Genomic DNA, 20,017 nt, shown 5'->3' on the forward strand with positions numbered 1-20,017 from the left:
GTGCGCCAGGTCACAGATAATTTTCCGGGTCGCGCGACCGCGTCGGCTCCGGCCTCGACCGCTCGGAACTGGGCTCAGATCGGCGTGATGTAGGCGATCAGCCACTTGCCGTCGATCCGTTTGTAGTCCACCCGCAGCCGGCTGCCGTCGTAGAGCGGCTGGCGTGACTTGTCGGTCACGGTACGGTTCATATACACCATCACCGACGCCGAATTGCGTTGCACCGACATCACTCCCACGCCGACGACATTGGCCTGGACCACCACCTCGCGCTTCTTGGCCTCCGGGATGATCTGCGCGTTGGCGCTGCGCTTGAACTCCTGGCGATAGTCCGGCGTCAGAAACAGATACGCGTCGTTGAGGCTGCGTTCGACCGTCTGGTAGTCGTAGGCGAAAACCTTCGGTATCTGATCGGCGGCCACCTTCGGCAACTCCGCCCGCGCGCTCCGCTCGCCGCTGGTTTCCACCCGGTCCCAGTAGAACCACCCACCGGCCGCGGCCAGCCCGACGATCGCGGCGACCAGCAGGACGCCGGCAACGGCTCCCAGCGCACGCCACACGCGCCGCAGTCGCATCAGTTGCCCCCGTCGGGATACTTCAGGTCGTAACCGGTCATCCGTCCGGTCTCGTCCTCGTGCACGATGACCCGTAACCGGTAGGGCATGGACGGTTTGTTGACGCCGTCGATGTCGGCAACCGTCACCCGCACCGAAACCAGCACCGAAGCGTTGTCGCTGACGGTGTCGATGCCTTCCAGGGCGGCACCGTTGATGACGGCCTCGGACGTGGCGTTGGTGGCGCGGAACAGGCCTTTGAGGTTGTCGACGTTGTTGTTGGCGCTGAGCATCCCGCGCAGGGGACCGCTGGTGCTGTTGACGAATCGGTTGACGGCCTCGTCGATGGTGTTCGGCGTGTAGCTGAACATGTTGACCACCAGCTGCGTGGCGGTGTCGACGAAGCGTCGCTGACGGGCCTGTTCGGCGTCGGCGTCCCGGTGCTGACCGACCAGGGCCAGCACCCCCCAGCTCAGCGCGGCGACGATCACCACCGCGGCGCCCAGCGAGATCCAGGCCACCAGCCTGCCCCGGGCCCGCCGACGGGGCGGCGGCCGGACCGCCGACCGAGCCTTGACCGCAGCGACCGGCGTGACCGGCGTGACCGGCTTAGCCGACTTGTCCGGACGCTTCGGCTCGGCCGTGGACAAGACATTGACCGGGGTTTCGGCTGCTTCACGCTGGCTCGAGGCGGCTTTTGCCGGACCCGCCGCGCGAGACGCCCGCCGGCGCACCCGCTGCGCGCCCGGCTGCTGTGGTGCCACTACATAGCCTTCGGAGCAAGCATGAGGTCCACCCAATTCTCCGCGCTGGACGCGCCATTGATGCCAGGCGCGCAGATACCAGTGCCGCCGGCCGGGTCCTTGAAGACTCCAGTGCTCTGGTCATAGGTGGTGTAAGCCTGGCCACTGGCTTGCGGTTCCGGCCCGGTGCCCACCGGCGGGGGCGGCGGCGGCAGCGTCTTCGGGTACGGAAGCAGCGGTGGCTGCGGTGGATAATCCGGCGGCATCCACGACGTGAAGGGCGGCGGCGGACCGTTGTCGTTGGGCGGCGGCGCCGGCTGCGCCGGCTGGTGCGGTGCCGGTCCGGGACCGGGCACCACACCCGGTGGCGGCGGCCCGGCGATCGGCGTGCCCGGATCCGGATCGGCGTCCGGTGGAATGTAGGGAAACTTGTTGGGCGGCAAGACGTTCAGGCCATTGGTTACCGGTGTGTCGTACGGGACCGGCGGCCCGCGCCACGGGTTGCGGCCGAGCGGCACGTAGCCCTTCGGATCGCGGCACAACTGGATCGTCGGTGCCCGCTTGCCGGGAAACTCCTGGCATGGGTAGTTCCGGGCGCCGCGCACCGTGCTGGGGTCATTCTGGGCGGTCTTGCAGTACATGTCGGTCGGGATTTCCCGCAGCCCCTCGTCGGCGGGCGAGCGGATCAGCGGCGGCGGAATGAAGCCGACGTTGCACGGCGGCGGGTCGTTCAGGTCGATCTTGAAGTCCAGCTTGGCGCCCTCGTCCTGGGGCACCCCGCCGGCAGCGGTGGTGAGCGCGGCGAACAGCGCCGGCAGCACCACCAGCAGCTGCTCGATCGACTTGTGATAGATCACGCCCACCCTGCCCAGGTTGGCCAGGCTGGCCGCCAGCGCCGGGAAGGAAGGCCGGATACCGGAGAACGCCGTGTTGGCCTCGTCGATCGCGTCCGGAGCGGTGGCCAGGGTGTCGCGCATCCGCGGGTCGGCCGCACGGAGCTCGGCGGTGAACCGCGCCAGCCCGTCGGCCAGCGACTTGATGTCAGCGCCGGCGCGGACTTGAGCCTGTAGGAACGGACCGGCCTGGTCGATAAGCTGCGAGACCTGCGGGTAGTTGGTATTGGCCTCATCCACCAGCAACCGCGCCGATTCCACCAGCCGGGCCAGCTCCGGACCGGTGCCGTTGGTGGCGGTGAACGCCTCGTGCAGCAATTCTCGTAGCCGCGTGTCGCCGAGACTGTTGACCAGCACCTCGGCCTTGTGCAGCAGATCGGCGACGTCCTGGCCGATCCGGGTGTTCTTGCGCTCGATCGTGGATCCGTTGCGCAACTTGGCCGGCGACGGATTGGCGGGCGGCATCAGGTCGACATACTGCTCGCCGATGGCCGACACGCTCTTCACGGTGGCGGTGACGTTCGACGGAATCGGAGTGCCGCTGTTTAGCCGCATTTCGGCGGTGACGCCGGACGGATTCAGCTCGACCGACTCCACCCGCCCCACCTCCACACCGCGGTAGGTGACGTTGGCGTTCTTGTACAAACCGCCGCCGGCGACGAAATCGGCGCTGACACCGTAGGTTCCGAGGCCGAACGTGGCCGGCAACCGCAGGTAGAAGACACCCATCACCACCAGGGTGATGACGGTGATCACCCCGAAGATGGCCAGCTGGATCCTGGTGAGTCTGTCGATCATCTCCGCATTCCTACTGCCCCTTACTGACCCTTACTGACCCGACGCCGTACCGGGCGGAATCTTGAACGGGTCGGCCGCCTGTCCGGACAGGTTGGCCAGTTCCCCGGTCAAGAAGTCGGGCGGGTTGAGGACCTCGTCCATGTGCGCCATGTTCGGGTCGAGTGCATACGACGTGGTGAAGAATGTCTCACCGATACGCCGTAGGGTCAGGTCGAACGTGGTGAACACGTTGAGGTAGTCGCCGCGCACCGCCTGCTTGATGCCGAAGTTGGGGAACGGGAAGGTCAGCAGCAGCTGCTGTGAGGTGACGAATTCCTTACGGTTGTCGTTGATCGCCTTGACGACCGAGTAGAGGTCTTTCAAGTCTGCGGCGAAGTCGGTCTTGGTCTTGGACAGCACGTGCGAGGTGACCATGGCCAGCTTTTTCAGCGCGGCGAACGCCTCGACGATGCTGGCGCGGTTCTTGTTGAGCACCCGAAGCGCGTCGGGCAAGGTGTCTAGCGCCCGGCCCAGGTTGTCCTTGTCCCGCGCCAGGATTGCGGAGAATCTGTTCAGCCCCTCGACCGCGGTGATGATGTCGTCGACCTGCTTGTTGAGTCCGGCCGTCAACTCCGCGAGCCTGGGGATCAGGTCTTTGAACTGACCCTGCCGGCCGGCCACGGCTTGATAGGTCTCGTCGGTGATCTCCTCCAGCGCACCGACATTGCCCTTGTTGACGACCACCCCGAGCGCGGCGAACACCTCCTCGGTGGTGGGCGCGCGGCCCGTGCGGGACTCCGGGATGGACTGGCAGGTGCGGTCCCCCAGCCTGCCGGTCGGATGATCAGCCGGACGCACCAGGTCGATGTGCATCGAACCCAGCAGCGACGTCTGGGCGACCGTGGCGGTCGAGTTGCACGGCAGCACCACTTGCTTGTCCAGCGCCAATTTCACCGCGGCATAAAAGGACCCGTCGGGCCGCTGCATGGCGTCGATGCCGGCGACACTGCCGACGGTGACGTCGTCGACCATCACCGGCGAGTTCTGCGGCAGCGTCGCCACGTCGGGCAGCTCGGCGGTGATCGTGAATGCGCCGTCGCCGTGGCCGGCGGTCCCGGGCAACGGTAGCGAGTTCAGCCCGCCGAACTGACAACCGGCAAGCAGCGTGCTGCCGGCAGCAAAAACACCGGCGCGCAACATGATTCGTCTCATCGGCCGGCCCCCTGCTCGGCGGGCAGCGGTGCCGCGGGCGCCGCGGAGGCAGCCGGAGCGGGCGGCGGTCCCGGCAGCGGTCCGTACCCGGGCGGGGGGCCCGGCGCCTGCGGAACGAACAGGCTCTGCAGGTCCGTGGTGTTGCCCGGCGCAGGCTGTGTCGCCGGCTTGGCCGGAATCCAGGTCAACTCCGGAACCGGCGTCTCGGCCTTGGCCTGGGTGGCCGGAGTGTCGTAGATGACCTGGCCCTTGTAGGCCGTGATGGTGTTGAGCGGGTGGAACATGATCGGCGGGTAGTTCGCCGTGAGCCGCCGCAGCACCGGGCCCAAGCGCTCCCGGCACAATTCGGCGCGCCGGTAGTAGTCGGGTCCCGACGTTCCCGCAGGGGTGTCGAACGAGCCGCCGCAGATGAATTGCACGGGGTTGGCGAAGTTGGGTATCGACAGCAGACCGTTCAGGGTGCCCTGCGCGGGATCGTAGATGTTGTAGAAATTGGCGATACCGGGACCCGCCACGTGCAACACCTGCTCGATGTTGTCGCTCTGGTTACTCAAGGTCTGGGTAAGATCGCCCAGCTGGCTGACCGTTTCGATCAGCGTCGAGTTGTTCTCGTGCAGAAAGCCCCGGATATCGGAGAGCGCCTGGTTGAGTGTGCCCAGAGTGTGGTCCAGGTTGCGTGAGCTGTCGGCGAGCACCTGTGACACCGCGGCCACGTGCCCGGCGAACTGCACGATCTGCTCGTTGCTCTGCGACAGCGCGTCGACCAGCACCTGCAGGTTCTTGACGGTGCTGAAAATGTCGCTGCGCGAATCCCCCAGGCGCCCGGCGACTTGTGAGAGTTCCTGCAGCGCCTTGTGGAACGAGTCGCCGTTGCCGTCGAGGGTGTCGGCGGCCTGGTTGATCGCCGCTCCCAGTGGGCCCTGCAATTCGCCCGCCGCCGGGCTGAGCGTGACCGACAGCTGGGTCAGGGCTTCCTTGACCTCGTCCCACTCCACCGGGACCGCGGTGCGGGACAACTCGATGCTGGCGCCGTCGGGCAGCACCGCGCCGCCGGTGTAGGCGGGAGTGAGCTGAATGAACCTCGCCGCCACCAGGTTTGGCGACATGATGACGGCCTGGGCGTCGCGGGGAACCTTGACGTCCTCGGACACCGACATGGTGATCTTGACGTCGGACGGCCGCGGCTCGATGGTGTCGACGGTCCCGACCGGAACCCCGAGGATGCGGACCTCGTCGCCGGGGTAGAGCCCGACGGCAGAGGTGAAGTACGCGACGATCTTGCGGCCGTTGCCGCCCACCGACGCCAGCACGTAGACACCGCCCACCAGCACCGCGACCAACGCGATGATGGTGACGGTGCGCACGCCCCGGCGGCCGAAACGTCGCTGCATGGCGGTCGTCATGGTGACTTCGGCCTGATGATCCAGCGTTCCTGGATGAGCCCGCGCAGATAGTCGGCGAAGCTGTCCGGCAGTTTGCCGGGCTGGTAGACCATGTCGAACACCATGGCCATCAGCGGCGCCGGAATCGCGCTGAAGACGTTGACGTTGAATCCCGGTCCGGATCCGACGACCTCGCCCAGCGTGGTCGCATAGGCCGGCAGCCGCTTGAGGGCTTCGGTGATGTAGTCGCGGCGCTCGTTGAGGTTGCTCAGCACCTGGTTGAGCTTGGACAGGGCCGGGCCGAACTCTCGGCGGTTATCGGCGACGAAGCCGGAAATCTGCGCCGAAACGTCGTCGATGCCGGAGATGAGCGCGCCCAGCGCGGCACGGCGCTCGTCGAGCGCGGCGAACAACTGGTTGCCGTCATCGATCAGCTTGTTGACCTGCGCGGCGCGCTGCGACAACACCCCGGTCACCGTCTTGGCGTGCGCCAGCAGGCCCTGCAGCGCTTCGTCGCGACTGTTCAGGGTGCGCGACAGCGACGTCACGCCGTCCAGCGCACCGCGCAGCTGCGGCGTGGCGTCGTGCAGCGTCTCGGTGAGCACCTTCAAGGCCTGCTCGAACTGCGGCTTGTTCAGGTCGTTGGCGTTGCGGCCCAGCTCCTCCAGGGCACCGTTGAGGGTGTAGGGCGTGGTGGTGCGGTTCAACGGAATCGTGGTGGCATGCCCGCTGCCGGCCGGGGTCACCGAGATGGACCGCTCGCCGAGGATGGTGTCGGTCCGGATCGCGGCCAACGACTGGTCGCCGACGACGACCTTGCGGTCCACACTGAAGGTGATCTTGGCGCTGTCACCGGCCAGGCTCACCTCCGAGACCTTGCCCACCTTGAAGCCCGAGACGTAGACGGCGTTGCCGGGGGTGATGCCGCCCGCATCGGTGAAGTAGGCGTCGTAGGTCTTGCCCTGGGGAATGAAGGGCAGCCCGGCGTAGCCGAAGGCGATCAACACCACACAGACCACCAGCACGACGCCGAAGATGCCGGTGCGCAGCGGGTCGCGATCGCGTTTGCTGCCTGGCTTCTTGTTATCTGGCTTGTTATTTTGCAAAGGCGCACCTTCCCTTGCTGGGATCCGGCTGGCCGCCCATCGGGATCAGGATGTCGCTGCCGGCCGGACCGTTGATCTTGATCGTCACGGTGCAGAAGTAGATGTTGAAGAACGCCCCGTAGGAACCGAGCGCGGCCAACCGCAGGTAGTCCTCGCCGAGTTGCTCAACGTCATTGTTGATCTCGGCCTTGCGGTCGTCGAGTTCGGTGGCCAGCGGACGCAGGTTTTCCACGACGCCCTGCAACGGCCGGCGCGAATTTCTCAGCAGGTCGGTGAGATCGGTCGTCGTCGAGGCCAGCGGCGGGATCGCGCCGGCAACCGCGTCCTTGTTCTCGGCCAGCCCGGTGATCAGCTGTTGCAGCTGGTCGACGCTGGCGGAGAACTGCGCGCTCTTCTGGTCGACGGTGGCCAGCACCGAATTGAGGTTGGTGATCGCGTCGCCGATCAGCTGGTCGCGTTGGCCCAGGGCCGTCGAAAAAGCGCTGGTTTCGGCGAGCACGTCGGACAACGCGCCGCCCTGGCCCTGGAGCAACTCGATGACCGCGCTGGTGATCGTGTTGACCTTGTCCGCGTCCAGGCCTTTGAGCACCGGCTTCAGTCCCCCCAGCAGCGCATCAAGGTCCAGCGCCGGCTGGGTGTGCTGGGCGTTGATGGTGCCGCCCGGCGGCAGCTTGCGCAGCTCCCCGGGCCCGGAGGTGATCTCCAGGTAGCGGTCGCCGACCAGGTTTTCGTACCGGACCACCGCACGCGTGGACGAGTACAGCGTGTAACGCTTGTCGACTCCGAACGTCACGTCGACGGTGTTGTCCGGGTTCAGCGCGACCCCCGACACCGCCCCGACCGGTATGCCGGCGATGCGCACCTTCTGGCCGGCCTTCAACCGGGACGCGTTGGTGAAGGTGGCGTGGTAGGTGGCTTCCGGGCCGAACCGGAAGTCGCCGAACACCACCACCAGCGCCGCGGCCACCAGCAACATCGCCAGTGCGAAGATGCTGACCTTGATCACCATCGAGCGATGCGACGGCATGCCCCCGCCCGCCATCAGAAGTCGTCCCGTTCCGCGAAGGCGCCGTGGAACAAAAACTGCAAGGTCGACGGCGCGTCGACCTGCACCTCGGTGAACGGCTCGTACGGAATGTTGGCGTTGTCGGTGACCAGGAACGGCGCGCGGTAGAACGACCCGCCGTTCTGCTTGGTCGGGATGTCAGGCAAACCGCGGCAGTTCGGCCCGCCGGAGGCGTTGACGATCGGCAGGCTCTCGGGGTAGGTGTAGGCCGGCGCGCCCAGCACGAAGTTCGACGAGGTGAACAGGCCCGCCTTGCGGACCCCGATCAACGGCGCGAATTCCTTGATACCGCGGCCGATTCCCTTGAACAGGCAGCCGAACTCCGGCGAGTAGTCGGAGAGCACCTTGAGCGGGGCCCGCAACCGGTTGACGGCGTCGATGAAGTTCTGCTCGGCGGGCTCGAGCGTCTCGTAGGCGTTGTTGGCCAGGCCGATCGTGGCCAGCAGCGTGGTGTTCAGGTCCTTCTGCTTGTCCACCAGTGTCTTGTTGATGGTAGGCAGGCTGTCGAACACGGTGTTGAGGTCGGGCGCGGCGTCGGCGTAGACGTTGGTCACGATGCCCGCCTTGCGAAAATCCTCCTGCAGGGTGGGCAGCTTCGGATTGGCTTGGCGCGTCAGCGTATTCAGCCCCGACAACAGTGCGCCGAGGTCGTCGCCGTGGCCGCGCAGGCCCTCGGACAGCGCGCTGAGCGTTCCGTTCAATTCAACCGGGTCGATTTTGTGCAACAGGTCGATGAGCGACTGGAACAGCGTGTTGACCTCCAGCTGCACCTGGGATGCCTCGACGTGCGCATTAGGACGCAGCGACGTGGGCGACGGCGCCGTTTTGGGCGGAATGAACTCGACCGATTTAGCGCCGAAGATGGTGTTGCCGGCGATGTGCACGGTGGCGTTGGACGGGATGAAATGCATCTCGCCGCTTCTGATGGCCAGTCGCAGCCGTGCCTGGTCGCCGCTGTAGGTGATGTCCTCGACGGTGCCAACCTGGACGCCGCGGAACTTGACCTTGGCGCCCTTCTCCATCACCAGCCCGGCCCGCGGCGAGGAGACGATGACGGCGTCGGTCGAGGTGAAGGCAGCGGTATAGGACAGGTAGGTCAGGACGGCCGATCCCACCAGCAGGCCGGCCAGCAGCGCCGCCGCCACCCGCACACTGGTGCGTCGTGATCCGCCTGCCATGTCCCTGCCGAGTCCTTATCCGGAGAGGTTGAAGTTGCCGGACGCACCGTACACGGCGAGCGAGATGAACAGCGTGATGACCACCACCACGATCAGCGATGTCCGCACCGCCTGACCGACGGCGATTCCGACGCCGACCGACCCGCCGCTGGCGTTGTAGCCGTAATAGGTATGCACCAGCATCACCGCGATCGACATCACGATCGCCTGCAAAAACGACCACAGTAGGTCGGAGGGGATCAGGAAGGTGTTGAAGTAGTGGTCGTAAAGGCCTTTGGACTGCCCGTTGATGAACACGGTGGTGAAGCGGGCGGCGAAGAACGCGGCCAGCACCGACAGCGAATACAGCGGAACGATAGCGACCAGGCCGGCGATCAACCGGGTCGACACCAGGTAGGAGACCGAGTGGACCGCCATGCATTCGACAGCGTCGATCTCCTCCGACACCCGCATGGCGCCCAACTGGGCGGTGGCGCCGGCGCCGATGGTGGCCGCCAGGGCGATGCCGGCGATCACCGGTGCGACGACGCGCACGTTCAAAAACGCCGAGAGAAATCCGGTGAGCGCTTCGATCCCGATGTTGCCCAGCGACGAGTAGCCCTGTACCGCGATGACGCCACCAGAGGCCAGGGTCAGGAAGGCCGCCACGCCGACGGTGCCGCCGATCATGACCAGCACGCCCGCACCAAGGGTCATCTCCGCGACCAGCCGGATGGTCTCTTTGCGGTATCGCGTGATGGCGTTGGGGATGTAGCGCACGGTTTCGCCATAGAACAGCGCCTGCTCGCCGAAACTGTCCACCGGCTCCTGCAGCCGGGACATGAATCGGCGGAAGCGGATAGTGACGTCATAGCTCATCGCTTCATCACCATCGCTTGCTTTCCTTCATGTGTTACTTCGCCGAGATTCGTACGCCGATGGCCGTCATCACCACGTTGATCACGAACAGGCAGATGAACGCGTAGACGACGGTTTCGTTGACCGCGTTGCCAACGCCCTTGGGCCCGCCCTTGACGGTCAGGCCACGGTAACAGCCGACCAGCCCGGCCATCACGCCGAACAGCAGCGCTTTGACTTCGGCCAAGATCAACTCCCGCAGGCCGGTCAGCACGGTCAGCCCGTTGATGAAGGCACCGGGGTTGACCCCCTGCAGGAAGACGGAGAACACATAGCCACCGGATAAACCGATGGCACACACCAATCCGTTGAGCAGCAACGCGACCAGCGTCGACGCCAAAACCCTTGGCACGACCAGGCGTTGGATCGGGTCAATGCCCAGTACCCGCATCGCGTCGATCTCTTCGCGGATGGTGCGGGCGCCCAGGTCGGCGCAGATTGCGGTGGCGCCGGCACCGGCCACCACCAGCACGGTCACTACCGGGCCCAGCTGGGTGATGGTGCCGAATGCCGTTCCGGCGCCGGAGAGGTCGGCCGCACCGATCTCCCGCAGCAGGATGTTGAGGGTGAAGGCCACCAGGACCGTGAACGGGATGGAGACCAGCAGGGTGGGGACCAGTGATACCCGGGCAACCATCCAGGTCTGATCGAGGAACTCGCGGAACTGAAACGGACGCCGGAAGGCAGCACGGGCGGTATCGATCGACATCTCGAAGAACCCGCCGACGGCCCGGGCCGGAACCGCAAGCTGTTGAATCAACTTGGTTCCCCCGTCTGCTAGGCGGCGAAGCCGATGCGTCCCCTGAGCCCGAGCAGGGGCCAGATGCGGCTCCTGGCGAGCCGGCTCATATTAACCCAGAACGACTTCGCCGTGTCAATGAACGGTACTTTGCGTAACCTGCGTTAATTTGGCTGGTTAAACCCTTTCTGGTGCGGTCATTCTGACACAGGTTCTAACTGTCGAAGCGGGGCCCGATGAGCCCTCGGTCGTTGTCGGGCCCCTACTGTGCCATTAGACCGGTGGCCGAAAAGTTCCGGTCCGGAGCCCGGCCAGCAAAGTAGTCCCGCAGTGCCTCACTCAGCTGCGCGGGCTCCCACGCCGGGCCGTCCACGCTGAAGCGCCGCTCCGCCGTCGGCGCGGCCACCAGTGTCACCTGCGGGCCGTAAACGATGAACAATTGCCCGTTGACCTCCGCGGCCGCCGGCGATGCCAGAAACTGGACCAGGCTGACCACGTGCTCCGGTGACAACGGGTCGATCTCACCTTCGGCGACTTCGGGCTCGCCGAAGACCTCCGCGGTCATCGCGGTGCGGGCCCGTGGGCAGATTGCGTTGGCGCGTACGCCGTAGCGGCCCAGCGCCCGCGCCGCGGACAGGGTGAGCGCGGTGATGCCCGCCTTGGCCGCGCCGTAGTTGGCCTGCCCCGCGGGACCGACCAGTCCCGCCTCCGAGGAGGTGTTGACCAGCCGGGCGTACACCGAGCCGTCCGGGGTGTCTTTGGCTTTCGCGCGCCAGTAGGTGGCCGCGTTACGGGTGAGCAGGAAATGGCCGCGCAGGTGTACCGCGATGACCTGGTCCCAGTCCTCGTCGGACATGTTGAACAGCATTCGGTCGCGGGTGATGCCGGCGTTGTTGACCACGATGTCCAGCCCGCCCAGCCCGTCGGCGGTCGCGACCAGTTCGTCGGCGGTCGCGCGCTGGCTGATGTCGCCGGCGACCGCGACCGCTTTGGCGCCGGTTGCGTTGACCTCCTCGATGACGTCCGAGTTGTCCAGGGCGGCGCCGATGTCGTTGACGACGACGACAGCGCCGAGCCTGGCCAGCCCCACCGCCTCGGCGCGGCCCAGTCCCGCGGCCGCGCCGGTGACCACCGCGACCTTCCCGGACAGATCGTTGGCCCTAGTCAATTTATGAATACCTCTAGTTCGGGTAGTTCGGGTAGTTCGGGTTGTTGTGGGGCCTAGTCCTCGCGAAGCAGGGCGGCCCGCGGACATTCGGCGATCGCCTGCTCGGCCAGGGCCTCTCGGTCCGGTGGAATGGGATCGAGCTTCACGACGGCATAGTCCTCGTCGTCCAGGTCGAAGATATCCGGTGCAATTCCCAAGCACACTGCGTTACCTTCGCACCGGTCACGGTCCACCTTTACCCGCACGGCATCCTCCCTGAAGCTGGCGCTTTACCTGATCACTCCGTAGCACCACCATAGGGCTGTGGCGCCTCTGACGAAACGGTCGCTGGATTCCCAGACTAGAACGTGTTACAACCGGGAGAACGGATGGGTAGCCGTTCGCGCCCGTTTAGGCGCCCGTTCAGGCGCTTGTTTAAGCGGCCGTTCAGGCGGCCGGTGACGGCATTGTGTGCACGACGTTTGACCGGAGGCGGCAGGAATGCGCATCAGTTACACACCTGAGCAGGAAGAGCTGCGCCGCGAACTGCGGTCGTACTTCACCACCTTGATGACGCCGGAGCGGCGCGAAGCGCTGAGCTCGATCGGGGGCGAAATCGGCGTTGGCAATGTGTACCGGGAGACGGTCGCGCAGATGGGCAAGGACGGCTGGCTCACCTTGAATTGGCCCAAGGAGTACGGCGGCCAGGACCGCTCCCCCATGGACTCGCTGATCTTCACCGACGAGGCGGCGCTGGCCGGCGCGCCGGTGCCGTTTCTGACGATCAACAGCGTCGCGCCGACCATCATGGCCTACGGCACCGACGAGCAGAAGAAGTTCTTCCTGCCGCGCATTGCCGCGGGGGACCTGCATTTCTCGATCGGCTACTCCGAGCCGGGCGCCGGCACCGACCTGGCGAACCTGCGCACCACCGCCGTCCGCGACGGCGATGACTACGTGATCAACGGGCAGAAGATGTGGACCAGCCTGATCCAGTACGCCGACTACGTCTGGCTGGCGGTGCGCACCAATCAGGAGGCCAAAAAGCACCGGGGCATCTCGGTGCTGATCGTGCCGACAACCGCCGACGGTTTCTCCTGGACGCCGGTGCACACCATGGCCGGCCCGGACACCAGCGCCACCTACTACACCGACGTGCGGGTGCCGGTGACCAACCGGGTCGGCGAGGAAAATGGCGGCTGGAAGCTGGTGACCAACCAGCTCAACCACGAGCGGGTCGCGCTGGTATCGCCGGCTCCGATCTTCCTGTGCCTGCGCGAGGTTCGCGAATGGGCGCAGCACACCAAGGATTCCAGCGGAGCGCGGCTCATCGACTCGGAATGGGTGCAGCTCAACCTGGCCCGGGTGCATGCCAAGGCCGAGGTGCTCAAGCTGATCAACTGGGAGCTCGCTTCGTCTGCGAGCGAGGCGCTGTCCCCGGCCGACGCGTCGGCCGCTAAGGTGTTCGGGACCGAGCTGGCCACCGAGGCCTACCGGCTGCTGATGGAGGTGCTCGGTACCGCGGCGACGCTGCGCCAGGATTCGCCCGGCGCCCTGCTGCGCGGACGGGTGGAACGGATGCACCGGGCGTGCCTAATTCTGACCTTCGGTGGCGGTACCAACGAAGTGCAGCGAGACATCATCGGCATGGTGGCCTTGGGCCTGCCCCGGGCAAGCCGCTGAAAGGACTGAAGCAGCAATGGATTTCTCGACAACCGAAGCCGCGACCGACCTCGGCGGTCTGGTGGACACCATCGTCGACGCGGTATGCACCCCACAGCATCAGCGGCAGCTGGACGCGCTGGAGCAACGGTTCGACCGCGAGCTGTGGGGCAAGCTGGCCGGCGCCGACATCCTGACCAGCGCTGCCCCGTCGGCTCTGGGCGGCGACGGATTCGGGGTGCTCGAACAGGTTGCGATACTGGTCGCGCTGGGTCACCAGCTGGCCGCGGTGCCCTATCTCGAGTCGGTGGTGCTGGCCGCCGGTGCGCTGGCCCGGTTCGGCTCCGAGGATCTGCAGCAGGGCTGGGGGGCGCCGGCGGTCAGCGGGTCGAAGATCTTGACCGTCGGACTCGACGGTGAGATGGGCGAGGGCCCGGTGCAGGCCGTCGGCGCCGCCGAGGGCTATCGGCTCACCGGCACGCGCACCCAGGTGGGCTACGGCCCGGTCGCGGACGCCTTCCTGGTTCCCGCCGAAATCGATTCCGGCACCGAGGTTTTCCTTGTCACCGCCGATGACCCGGGGGTGACAGTGACGGCTCTGCACACCACCGGCCTGGGCAGCATCGGACATCTGGAACTGGATGGGGTTGCGGTGGACGGCTCGCGCCGAGTTGGCGGCAGTGCCGCAGTAGCCTGGCTGCGCACGATATATGCTCTGGGCCGCAGCGCATTCCAGCTCGGCGTCTTGGAGCGCGGATTGCAGATGACGGCCGAATACGCCCGTACCCGAGAGCAATTCGACCGTCCGATTGGCAGCTTCCAGGCGGTGGGGCAACGCCTGGCCGACGGTTACATCGACGTCAAGGGGTTGCGGCTGACTCTGACGCAGGCGGCCTGGAAGGTCGCCGAAGATCTGCCGGCCGAGCTCGACGTGGCCTCGGCCGCGTTCTGGGCCGCCGATGCCGGGCACCGGGTGGCACACACGATCGTGCACGTGCATGGCGGTGTCGGCGTCGACACCGATCACCCGGTGCATCGATACTTTTTGGCGGCCAAGGAGACCGAGTTCGCCCTGGGCGGTGCCACCAGGCAGCTGCGCCAGATCGGGCATGAGCTGGCAGAGACTCCCGCTTAGTCGTGACTGTAGCGTCACGGTGGGATGCGAACGTGACTGCGGCGTCACGCTCGAGACGAGGAATCCGACGCATTGAGCACTGATCCGACCGTCACCCAGCTGCTGCTGCCGTTGACCGAAATCGCCGACCGTGGAATTTATTTCGAGGACTCGTTCACCAGTTGGCGTGATCACCTACGGCACGGCGCCGCCATCGCGGCAGCGCTGCGCGAACGTCTGGACCCCGGGCGTCCACCGCACGTCGGGGTGCTGCTGCAGAACACCCCGTTCTTCTCGGCGATGTTGGTGGCGGCCGGGATGTCGGGCATCGTTCCGGTGGGCCTCAATCCGGTGCGCCGCGGCGCGGCACTGGCCCGCGACATCCGGCACGCCGACTGTCAGCTCGTGCTCGCCGACTTGGAATCTGTTGCACCGCTGGGCGATGTCGAGCATGTCAACGTGGATTCCGCCGAGTGGGCCGCTGAGGTCGCCGCCCAACAGGATGCCGGCGTGTGTTTTCAATCCGCCTCACCCGCAGACACTTTCATGCTGATCTACACCTCGGGCACCAGCGGTGAGCCGAAGGCGGTGAAGTGCAGTCACAGCAAGGTGGCGATCGCCGGGGTGACCATGACCCAGCGCTTCGGCCTGGGCCGCGACGACGTCTGCTACGTGTCGATGCCGTTGTTCCATTCCAACGCCGTCCTGGTCGGCTGGGCGGTCGCGCTGGCATGCCAAGGGTCAATGGCGTTGCGCCGTAAGTTTTCTGCCTCCGGATTCATGGCGGACGTGCGCCGCTACGGCGCGACCTACGCCAACTATGTCGGCAAACCGTTGTCGTATGTGCTTGCCACACCCGAGCAGACCGACGACGCCGACAACCCACTGCGGGCGGTGTACGGCAACGAAGGGGTACCCGGCGACGTCGAGCGTTTCGCGCGCCGATTCGGCTGTGTGGTCATCGACGGGTTCGGTTCGACCGAGGGCGGCGTGGCGATCAGCCGCACACCGGACACCCCGGCCGGTGCGCTGGGGCCGCTGCCGGATGGTATTCAGATCGTCGACCCCGAGACCGGCGAACAGTGCCCACTGGGCGTCGTCGGCGAGTTGGTCAACATCGCCGGGCCTGGTCGCTTCGAGGGCTACTACAACGACGACGCCGCCTCCGCCGAGCGCATGGCCGGCGGCGTCTACCACAGTGGCGACCTGGCCTACCGCGACGAAGCCGGCTATGCCTATTTCGCTGGGCGGCTGGGTGATTGGATGCGAGTCGACGGAGAGAATCTCGGCACGGCGCCGATCGAACGGGTGCTGCTGCGCTACCCCGGAGTCGTCGAGGTAGCGGTATATCCGGTGCCCGATCCGGTGGTCGGTGACCAGGTGATGGCGGCGGTGGTGATGGCGTCCGGCGTCGACTTCGATGTCGACTCGTTCCGGGCTTTTCTGGCCGAACAGCCCGACCTCGGGCCCAAGCAGTGGCCGTCCTACGTGCGGGTGGGTACCGGTTTGCCAAAGACGCCGACGTTCAAGGTGCTCAAGCGCCAGTTGTCGGCCGAGGGTGTCGACTGCGGTGATCCGGTGTGGTCGATACGGCGATAGGTCGGTTTGGTGGGCGTCTACACGCAAGGTGGCCATGACTAACGAGCGGAACCCGGCTCTGCAGCAGAGCTTCGAGGAACTTTCGGCCACGGTGCCGGCGATCATCGGCCTTGCCGTCGCCGTACCGAGTCGAACCGCGGCGTGTACGTTGGGCCCATGGTCGACCGGCGTTGCTTGGTCAACGATCAAAGTTCCGTTGGTGATCGCTGCGCTGCGTCATGATCGTAGCCGTGCGAAAGACCCTGCGGTCAAGGCGATCACCGAATCGGATAATGACGCCGCGGAGTTGCTGTGGTCGCAACTGGGACATCCCGCCGACGCTGCAAGGCAGGTGCAAACCGTGCTCCGAGAGGCTGGCGACGCGGGCACCGTGGTCGAATCTCGGCGGCTTCGGCCGGGTTTCACGGCATTCGGGCAAACGCGGTGGCCGCTGGACAGCCAAGCACAGTTCGCGGCGCACCTGCCAGGCCTTGCCGGCGCCGTCGGTGTCACCGGCTTGATGCGCCAGCTCTGCAGCGAGCATCGCTGGGGGCTGGCCGCTAAAGGTGTTGCCGCAAAAGGCGGTTGGGGGCCTGGGAGCGACGGTGACTATCTGGTTCGGCAATTCGGCTTCGTCCCCGCCGAATCCGGGTATGCGGGCGTGGCGTTGGCTGCCCAGGCAGCGAAGTTCGAGACCGGCGTGGATGGGCTCAACCGGATAACGGATTGGCTCGTCAACCATTTTGGCGAGCTGACGGGTCAGTGACGAGCCCCGTGCTGGTGTTATCCGGGGTTATCCCAACAGTGACGGCACCAGCGCGTCGATCAGGTGCGGTCCGGGTTCGGCGATGGCGGCGCGCAGGGCGTCGGCGAACTCCTCACAGGTCGTGACCCGCCGCGCCGGCACACCCATGCCCTCGGCGATCTTGACGAAATCCATTCTGGGGGGCGAGATGTCGAGAAGGTTCAGCGCCTTGGGGCCCGGCGCGGATCCGGCGCCGACACGCTGCAACTCGATCCGCAGGATGTCATAGGCGCCGTTGTTGTAGATGACGGTGGTGACGTCGAGGTTTTCCCGCGCCTGGGTCCACAACCCCGAAATCGTGTACATCGCCGACCCGTCGGATTGCAGGCACAGCACCGGACGATCGGGAGCGGCGACTGCGGCACCGACCGCCGCCGGGATGCCGTAGCCGATCGCCCCGCCGGTCAGCGTCAGCCAGTCATGTGCCGGCGCCCCGGCGGTGGCTTGTGGCAGCATCGGACCCGAAGTGTTGGATTCGTCGACGATGATCGCCCGATCGGGCATCAGCGCCCCGATCACGTCGGCCGCCGACGCCGACGTCAGCGGACCCGTCGGAAGTTGCGGACGCGACGCGGCCGCCACCGGCGCGCGGGTGCCCGGTGCCAACTCGTCGGCCAGCGCGACCAGAGCGTCCGCTGCTCCCCTGGGCTCGGCGAGCAGCTGCACCGCACATCCCGCCGGCACCAGATCGCTGGCCATGCCCGGGTAGGCAAAAAACGAAACCGGCGATTTGGCGCCGGCCAGCACCAAATGCTTGGCCCCGTCCAGCTGTGCCGTCGCGGCTTCGGCGAAATAGGCGAGGCGCTCCACGGCGGGCACGCCGGCGCCGCGCTCGAGCCGGGTCGGAAACGTCTCGCACAGCCAGCGCGCCCCGGTGGCCTCGGCGATCCGCGCGGCCGCGGCCAACCCCGGGCCGCGGGTGGCGTCCCCGCCGATCAGCAACATCACGGGCTCTCCGGAGCGCAACACGTTGGCCACCGACACCAGATCCTGACCGGTCTGCGCCGGCCGCTCCACAACCGGGGCAGCCGGCGCGGCACCCTCCGACCAGGAGGCATCGGCGGGCAGAATCAGCGTCGAGATCCGCGGACCCAACCGGCTCGCGGCGACCGCGTCGGCGGTATCGGTTCCGACGTCGGCGGCGGCCTGCGTCCGGCGCACCCATCCCGACACGCTGCCTGCCAGCGCATCGATGTCGGATTCCAAAGGGGCGTCGTACTTTTTGTGATAGGTCGCATGGTCACCGACGACGACCACCATCGGCACCCGGGCGCGGCGCGCGTTGTGCAAGTTGGCTAAACCGTTGCCCAGCCCGGGCCCCAGGTGCAGCAGCACCGCCGCCGGCCGGTCGGCGATGCGGGCGTAGCCATCGGCCGCACCGGTGGCCACACCCTCGAAAAGGGTTAGCACACCGCGCATTTGCGGAACGTCGTCCAATGCCGCCACGAAGTGCATCTCCGAGGTGCCGGGGTTGGCGAAGCACACGTCGACTCCGCCGTCGACCAAGGTGTTGATCAGAGCCTGGGCGCCGTTCATGGTTCCACCTTTCCTCGGGCCAGCCCTGTGAAGACGCGTTCGGCGTTGTGGTGCAGGAAGTCTCGTCGGGCGTCGTCGTTGAGATCGAGTTCGTCCAGGCCCGCCAGGGCATGCGGGTGGGTGATCATCGGATAGTTGGTGCCGAACAGGACTTTGCGTTGTCCGGTACCGGTTTTCATGAAGCTCACCAGCTCGTGCGGCTGCCGCTTGATGGTGTAGGCGGAGGTGTCGATGTAGACGTTTTCGTGCTTGCGGGCCACCGCGACCATCTCCTCGGTCCACGGATATCCGACATGCCCACACACGATCACCAGCTCAGGAAAGTCCAGCGCCACCTGATCGATGTAGGGAATCGGGCGTCCGGTTTCCGATGGCCGCAGCGGGCCGGTGTGACCGACCTGGGTGCAGAACGGCACGGCCAGCTCCACGCACTCGGCGAACAGCGGGTAGTAGCGACGGTCGGTGGGCGGCGCGTTCCACAGCCAGGGCACCACTCGCAGGCCGACGAAACCGTCGTCGCGGACTCTGCGCCGCAGTTCCCGAACCGCCGCCATCGGACGGTCCAGGTCGGCCGTGGCCAGACCGGCAAACCTGCCCGGGTGCGCGGCGACCCATGCGGCGACCTCGTCGTTGGAGATCAGGTCGTGACCGTTGGGACCGCGCCACGCGCTGAGCAGGCCGAGGTCGACGTCGGCGGCGTCCATCGCCGTGAGGGTGGTCGCGATCGGGATTTCGGTATCGGGCATGGACCCACCGGTCCAGCGCCGAAGCGAGGCCAACATGTCGCTGCGCAGGAACCGCTGGGTCGGGTGCTGCATCCACACATCGATCGTCATCGCGCTTCGAACTGTAGACGCCCCGCCGATGTTTTCGAGCGGCGGCGGCCCGTCCGCCGCGCCGATGCGGTCAGGCCGTTATCGGGCTTCGATCCGGCCGCGCGAACCATCGATCCTGGCGCCAGATTCTGACCGTCACTATTTCCCCGGGTTTCAAGGGTGTGACACCGGACTGCTTATACGACAAAAACCGTTACTCCGCTAGAGGCCATCGTAATCATACCAATAGACGAGAAACCGCGGACATATTAGACGCGCGGTAGATAAAATGCCGACCTAGCGACGCCGCGGGGGGCGGTAGTTGCCGACTTTTCGTCAACCGGTTGGAGCCTCCGCCATGTCATACGTGCTCGTCTCCCCCGACATCGTCGCCGCAGCAGCCGAGGATCTGACCAACCTCGGTTCAACCCTTGGTGCGGCCAATGCAGCCGCGGCGACCTCGACGACGCACGTGCTAGCCGCTGCCACCGATGAGGTGTCGGCACGCATTGCGGAACTATTTGGCGCGTACGGCCGGGAATATCAGGCGATCAGCGCGGAGGCGGCGGCGTTTCACGCCCGTTTCTTACAGGCCTTGAATTCGGGTGCGGGGGCTTACGCCCTCGCGGAAGCTGCCAACGCGTCACCGTTGCAGACCCTCGAGCAGGATGTGCTCAACCTCGTGAACGCGCCGACCCAGCTGTTGCTGGGTCGGCCGCTGATCGGTAACGGCGCCGATGCGACGGTTCCCGGCGGCGCCGGCGGGGACGGCGGCATCTTGTTCGGCAGCGGCGGCAACGGTGCAGCCGGAGC

The 20,017-nt window shown here is 66.4% G+C and carries 19 protein-coding genes; 5 read left to right on the top strand and 14 right to left on the bottom strand.

All coding sequences use genetic code 11. The annotated features are described in order from the left end of the window. Positions 1-74: 74 nt before the first annotated feature. The 12 genes from BST40_RS10000 to BST40_RS10055 all read right to left on the bottom strand — a co-directional run bounded on the left by BST40_RS10000 (position 75) and on the right by BST40_RS10055 (position 11,960). Positions 75-575, bottom strand: coding sequence for a mammalian cell entry protein (locus BST40_RS10000; RefSeq protein WP_075545626.1), 501 nt, complete (start codon positions 573-575; stop codon positions 75-77). After that, positions 575-1,318, bottom strand: coding sequence for a mammalian cell entry protein (locus BST40_RS10005; RefSeq protein ID WP_075545625.1), 744 nt, complete (start codon positions 1,316-1,318; stop codon positions 575-577). Before BST40_RS10005 ends, BST40_RS10000 begins: the two co-directional genes overlap by 1 nt. Beyond that, entirely contained in the window at positions 1,318-2,988 is a 1,671-nt protein-coding gene (locus BST40_RS10010) for a virulence factor Mce family protein (RefSeq protein ID WP_083154130.1), read from the bottom strand. Before BST40_RS10010 ends, BST40_RS10005 begins: the two co-directional genes overlap by 1 nt. Before the next feature lie 30 nt (positions 2,989-3,018). Beyond that, entirely contained in the window at positions 3,019-4,179 is a 1,161-nt protein-coding gene (locus BST40_RS10015; RefSeq protein ID WP_083154132.1) for an MCE family protein, read from the bottom strand. Continuing rightward, positions 4,176-5,582: a virulence factor Mce family protein gene (locus tag BST40_RS10020; RefSeq protein ID WP_075545622.1), complete on the bottom strand. Its 1,407-nt coding sequence runs from the start codon at positions 5,580-5,582 to the stop codon at positions 4,176-4,178. Before BST40_RS10020 ends, BST40_RS10015 begins: the two co-directional genes overlap by 4 nt. Then, positions 5,579-6,667, bottom strand: a complete 1,089-nt coding sequence (locus tag BST40_RS10025) for a virulence factor Mce family protein (RefSeq protein WP_082275240.1) — start codon at positions 6,665-6,667, stop codon at positions 5,579-5,581. Before BST40_RS10025 ends, BST40_RS10020 begins: the two co-directional genes overlap by 4 nt. Beyond that, a complete protein-coding gene (locus BST40_RS10030) occupies positions 6,657-7,709 on the bottom strand; it encodes an MCE family protein (RefSeq protein ID WP_075545621.1) in 1,053 nt (350 codons plus the stop codon). The genes BST40_RS10025 and BST40_RS10030 overlap by 11 nt, the downstream gene beginning before the upstream one ends. Next, positions 7,709-8,911 (bottom strand): virulence factor Mce family protein, encoded by a 1,203-nt coding sequence (locus BST40_RS10035; protein ID WP_075545620.1) that lies wholly within the window; start codon positions 8,909-8,911, stop codon positions 7,709-7,711. The genes BST40_RS10030 and BST40_RS10035 overlap by 1 nt, the downstream gene beginning before the upstream one ends. A 15-nt stretch (positions 8,912-8,926) precedes the next feature. Further along, positions 8,927-9,769: an MlaE family ABC transporter permease gene (locus tag BST40_RS10040; protein ID WP_083154133.1), complete on the bottom strand. Its 843-nt coding sequence runs from the start codon at positions 9,767-9,769 to the stop codon at positions 8,927-8,929. 34 nt (positions 9,770-9,803) lie between these two features. Further along, on the bottom strand, positions 9,804-10,568 hold the full coding sequence (locus BST40_RS10045; RefSeq protein ID WP_063470958.1) for an MlaE family ABC transporter permease: 765 nt from the start codon (positions 10,566-10,568) through the stop codon (positions 9,804-9,806). 241 nt (positions 10,569-10,809) lie between these two features. Next, entirely contained in the window at positions 10,810-11,715 is a 906-nt protein-coding gene (locus tag BST40_RS10050) for a 3-oxoacyl-ACP reductase (RefSeq protein WP_371687267.1), read from the bottom strand. Positions 11,716-11,768: 53 nt separating this feature from the next. Continuing rightward, positions 11,769-11,960 (bottom strand): ferredoxin, encoded by a 192-nt coding sequence (locus BST40_RS10055; protein ID WP_036395462.1) that lies wholly within the window; start codon positions 11,958-11,960, stop codon positions 11,769-11,771. A gap of 235 nt (positions 11,961-12,195) precedes the next feature. On the opposite strand from BST40_RS10055, the gene BST40_RS10060 reads away from it, so the two are divergent. The 4 genes from BST40_RS10060 to BST40_RS10075 all read left to right on the top strand — a co-directional run bounded on the left by BST40_RS10060 (position 12,196) and on the right by BST40_RS10075 (position 16,814). Then, positions 12,196-13,377 (top strand): acyl-CoA dehydrogenase, encoded by a 1,182-nt coding sequence (locus tag BST40_RS10060; protein ID WP_075545617.1) that lies wholly within the window; start codon positions 12,196-12,198, stop codon positions 13,375-13,377. Between the two features lie 16 nt (positions 13,378-13,393). Further along, on the top strand, positions 13,394-14,491 hold the full coding sequence (locus BST40_RS10065) for an acyl-CoA dehydrogenase family protein (RefSeq protein ID WP_083154135.1): 1,098 nt from the start codon (positions 13,394-13,396) through the stop codon (positions 14,489-14,491). 72 nt (positions 14,492-14,563) lie between these two features. Further along, entirely contained in the window at positions 14,564-16,069 is a 1,506-nt protein-coding gene (fadD17, locus tag BST40_RS10070) for a long-chain-fatty-acid--CoA ligase FadD17 (protein WP_075545615.1), read from the top strand. Between the two features lie 34 nt (positions 16,070-16,103). Beyond that, positions 16,104-16,814, top strand: a complete 711-nt coding sequence (locus BST40_RS10075) for a hypothetical protein (protein ID WP_083154137.1) — start codon at positions 16,104-16,106, stop codon at positions 16,812-16,814. Positions 16,815-16,841: 27 nt separating this feature from the next. Here the strand turns inward: BST40_RS10075 and BST40_RS10080 are convergent, their stop codons facing one another. Then, positions 16,842-18,389 (bottom strand): acetolactate synthase large subunit, encoded by a 1,548-nt coding sequence (locus BST40_RS10080; RefSeq protein ID WP_075545613.1) that lies wholly within the window; start codon positions 18,387-18,389, stop codon positions 16,842-16,844. Further along, a complete protein-coding gene (locus tag BST40_RS10085; RefSeq protein ID WP_083154139.1) occupies positions 18,386-19,225 on the bottom strand; it encodes an amidohydrolase family protein in 840 nt (279 codons plus the stop codon). The genes BST40_RS10080 and BST40_RS10085 overlap by 4 nt, the downstream gene beginning before the upstream one ends. Positions 19,226-19,562: 337 nt before the next feature. Between BST40_RS10085 and BST40_RS32500 the strand changes: the two genes are divergently transcribed. After that, positions 19,563-20,017, top strand: a 455-nt coding sequence (locus BST40_RS32500; protein ID WP_142276719.1) for a PE family protein, incomplete at its 3' end; no start/stop codon positions are given.

The organism is Mycobacterium persicum (assembly GCF_002086675.1).
GTDB lineage: Bacteria > Actinomycetota > Actinomycetes > Mycobacteriales > Mycobacteriaceae > Mycobacterium > Mycobacterium persicum.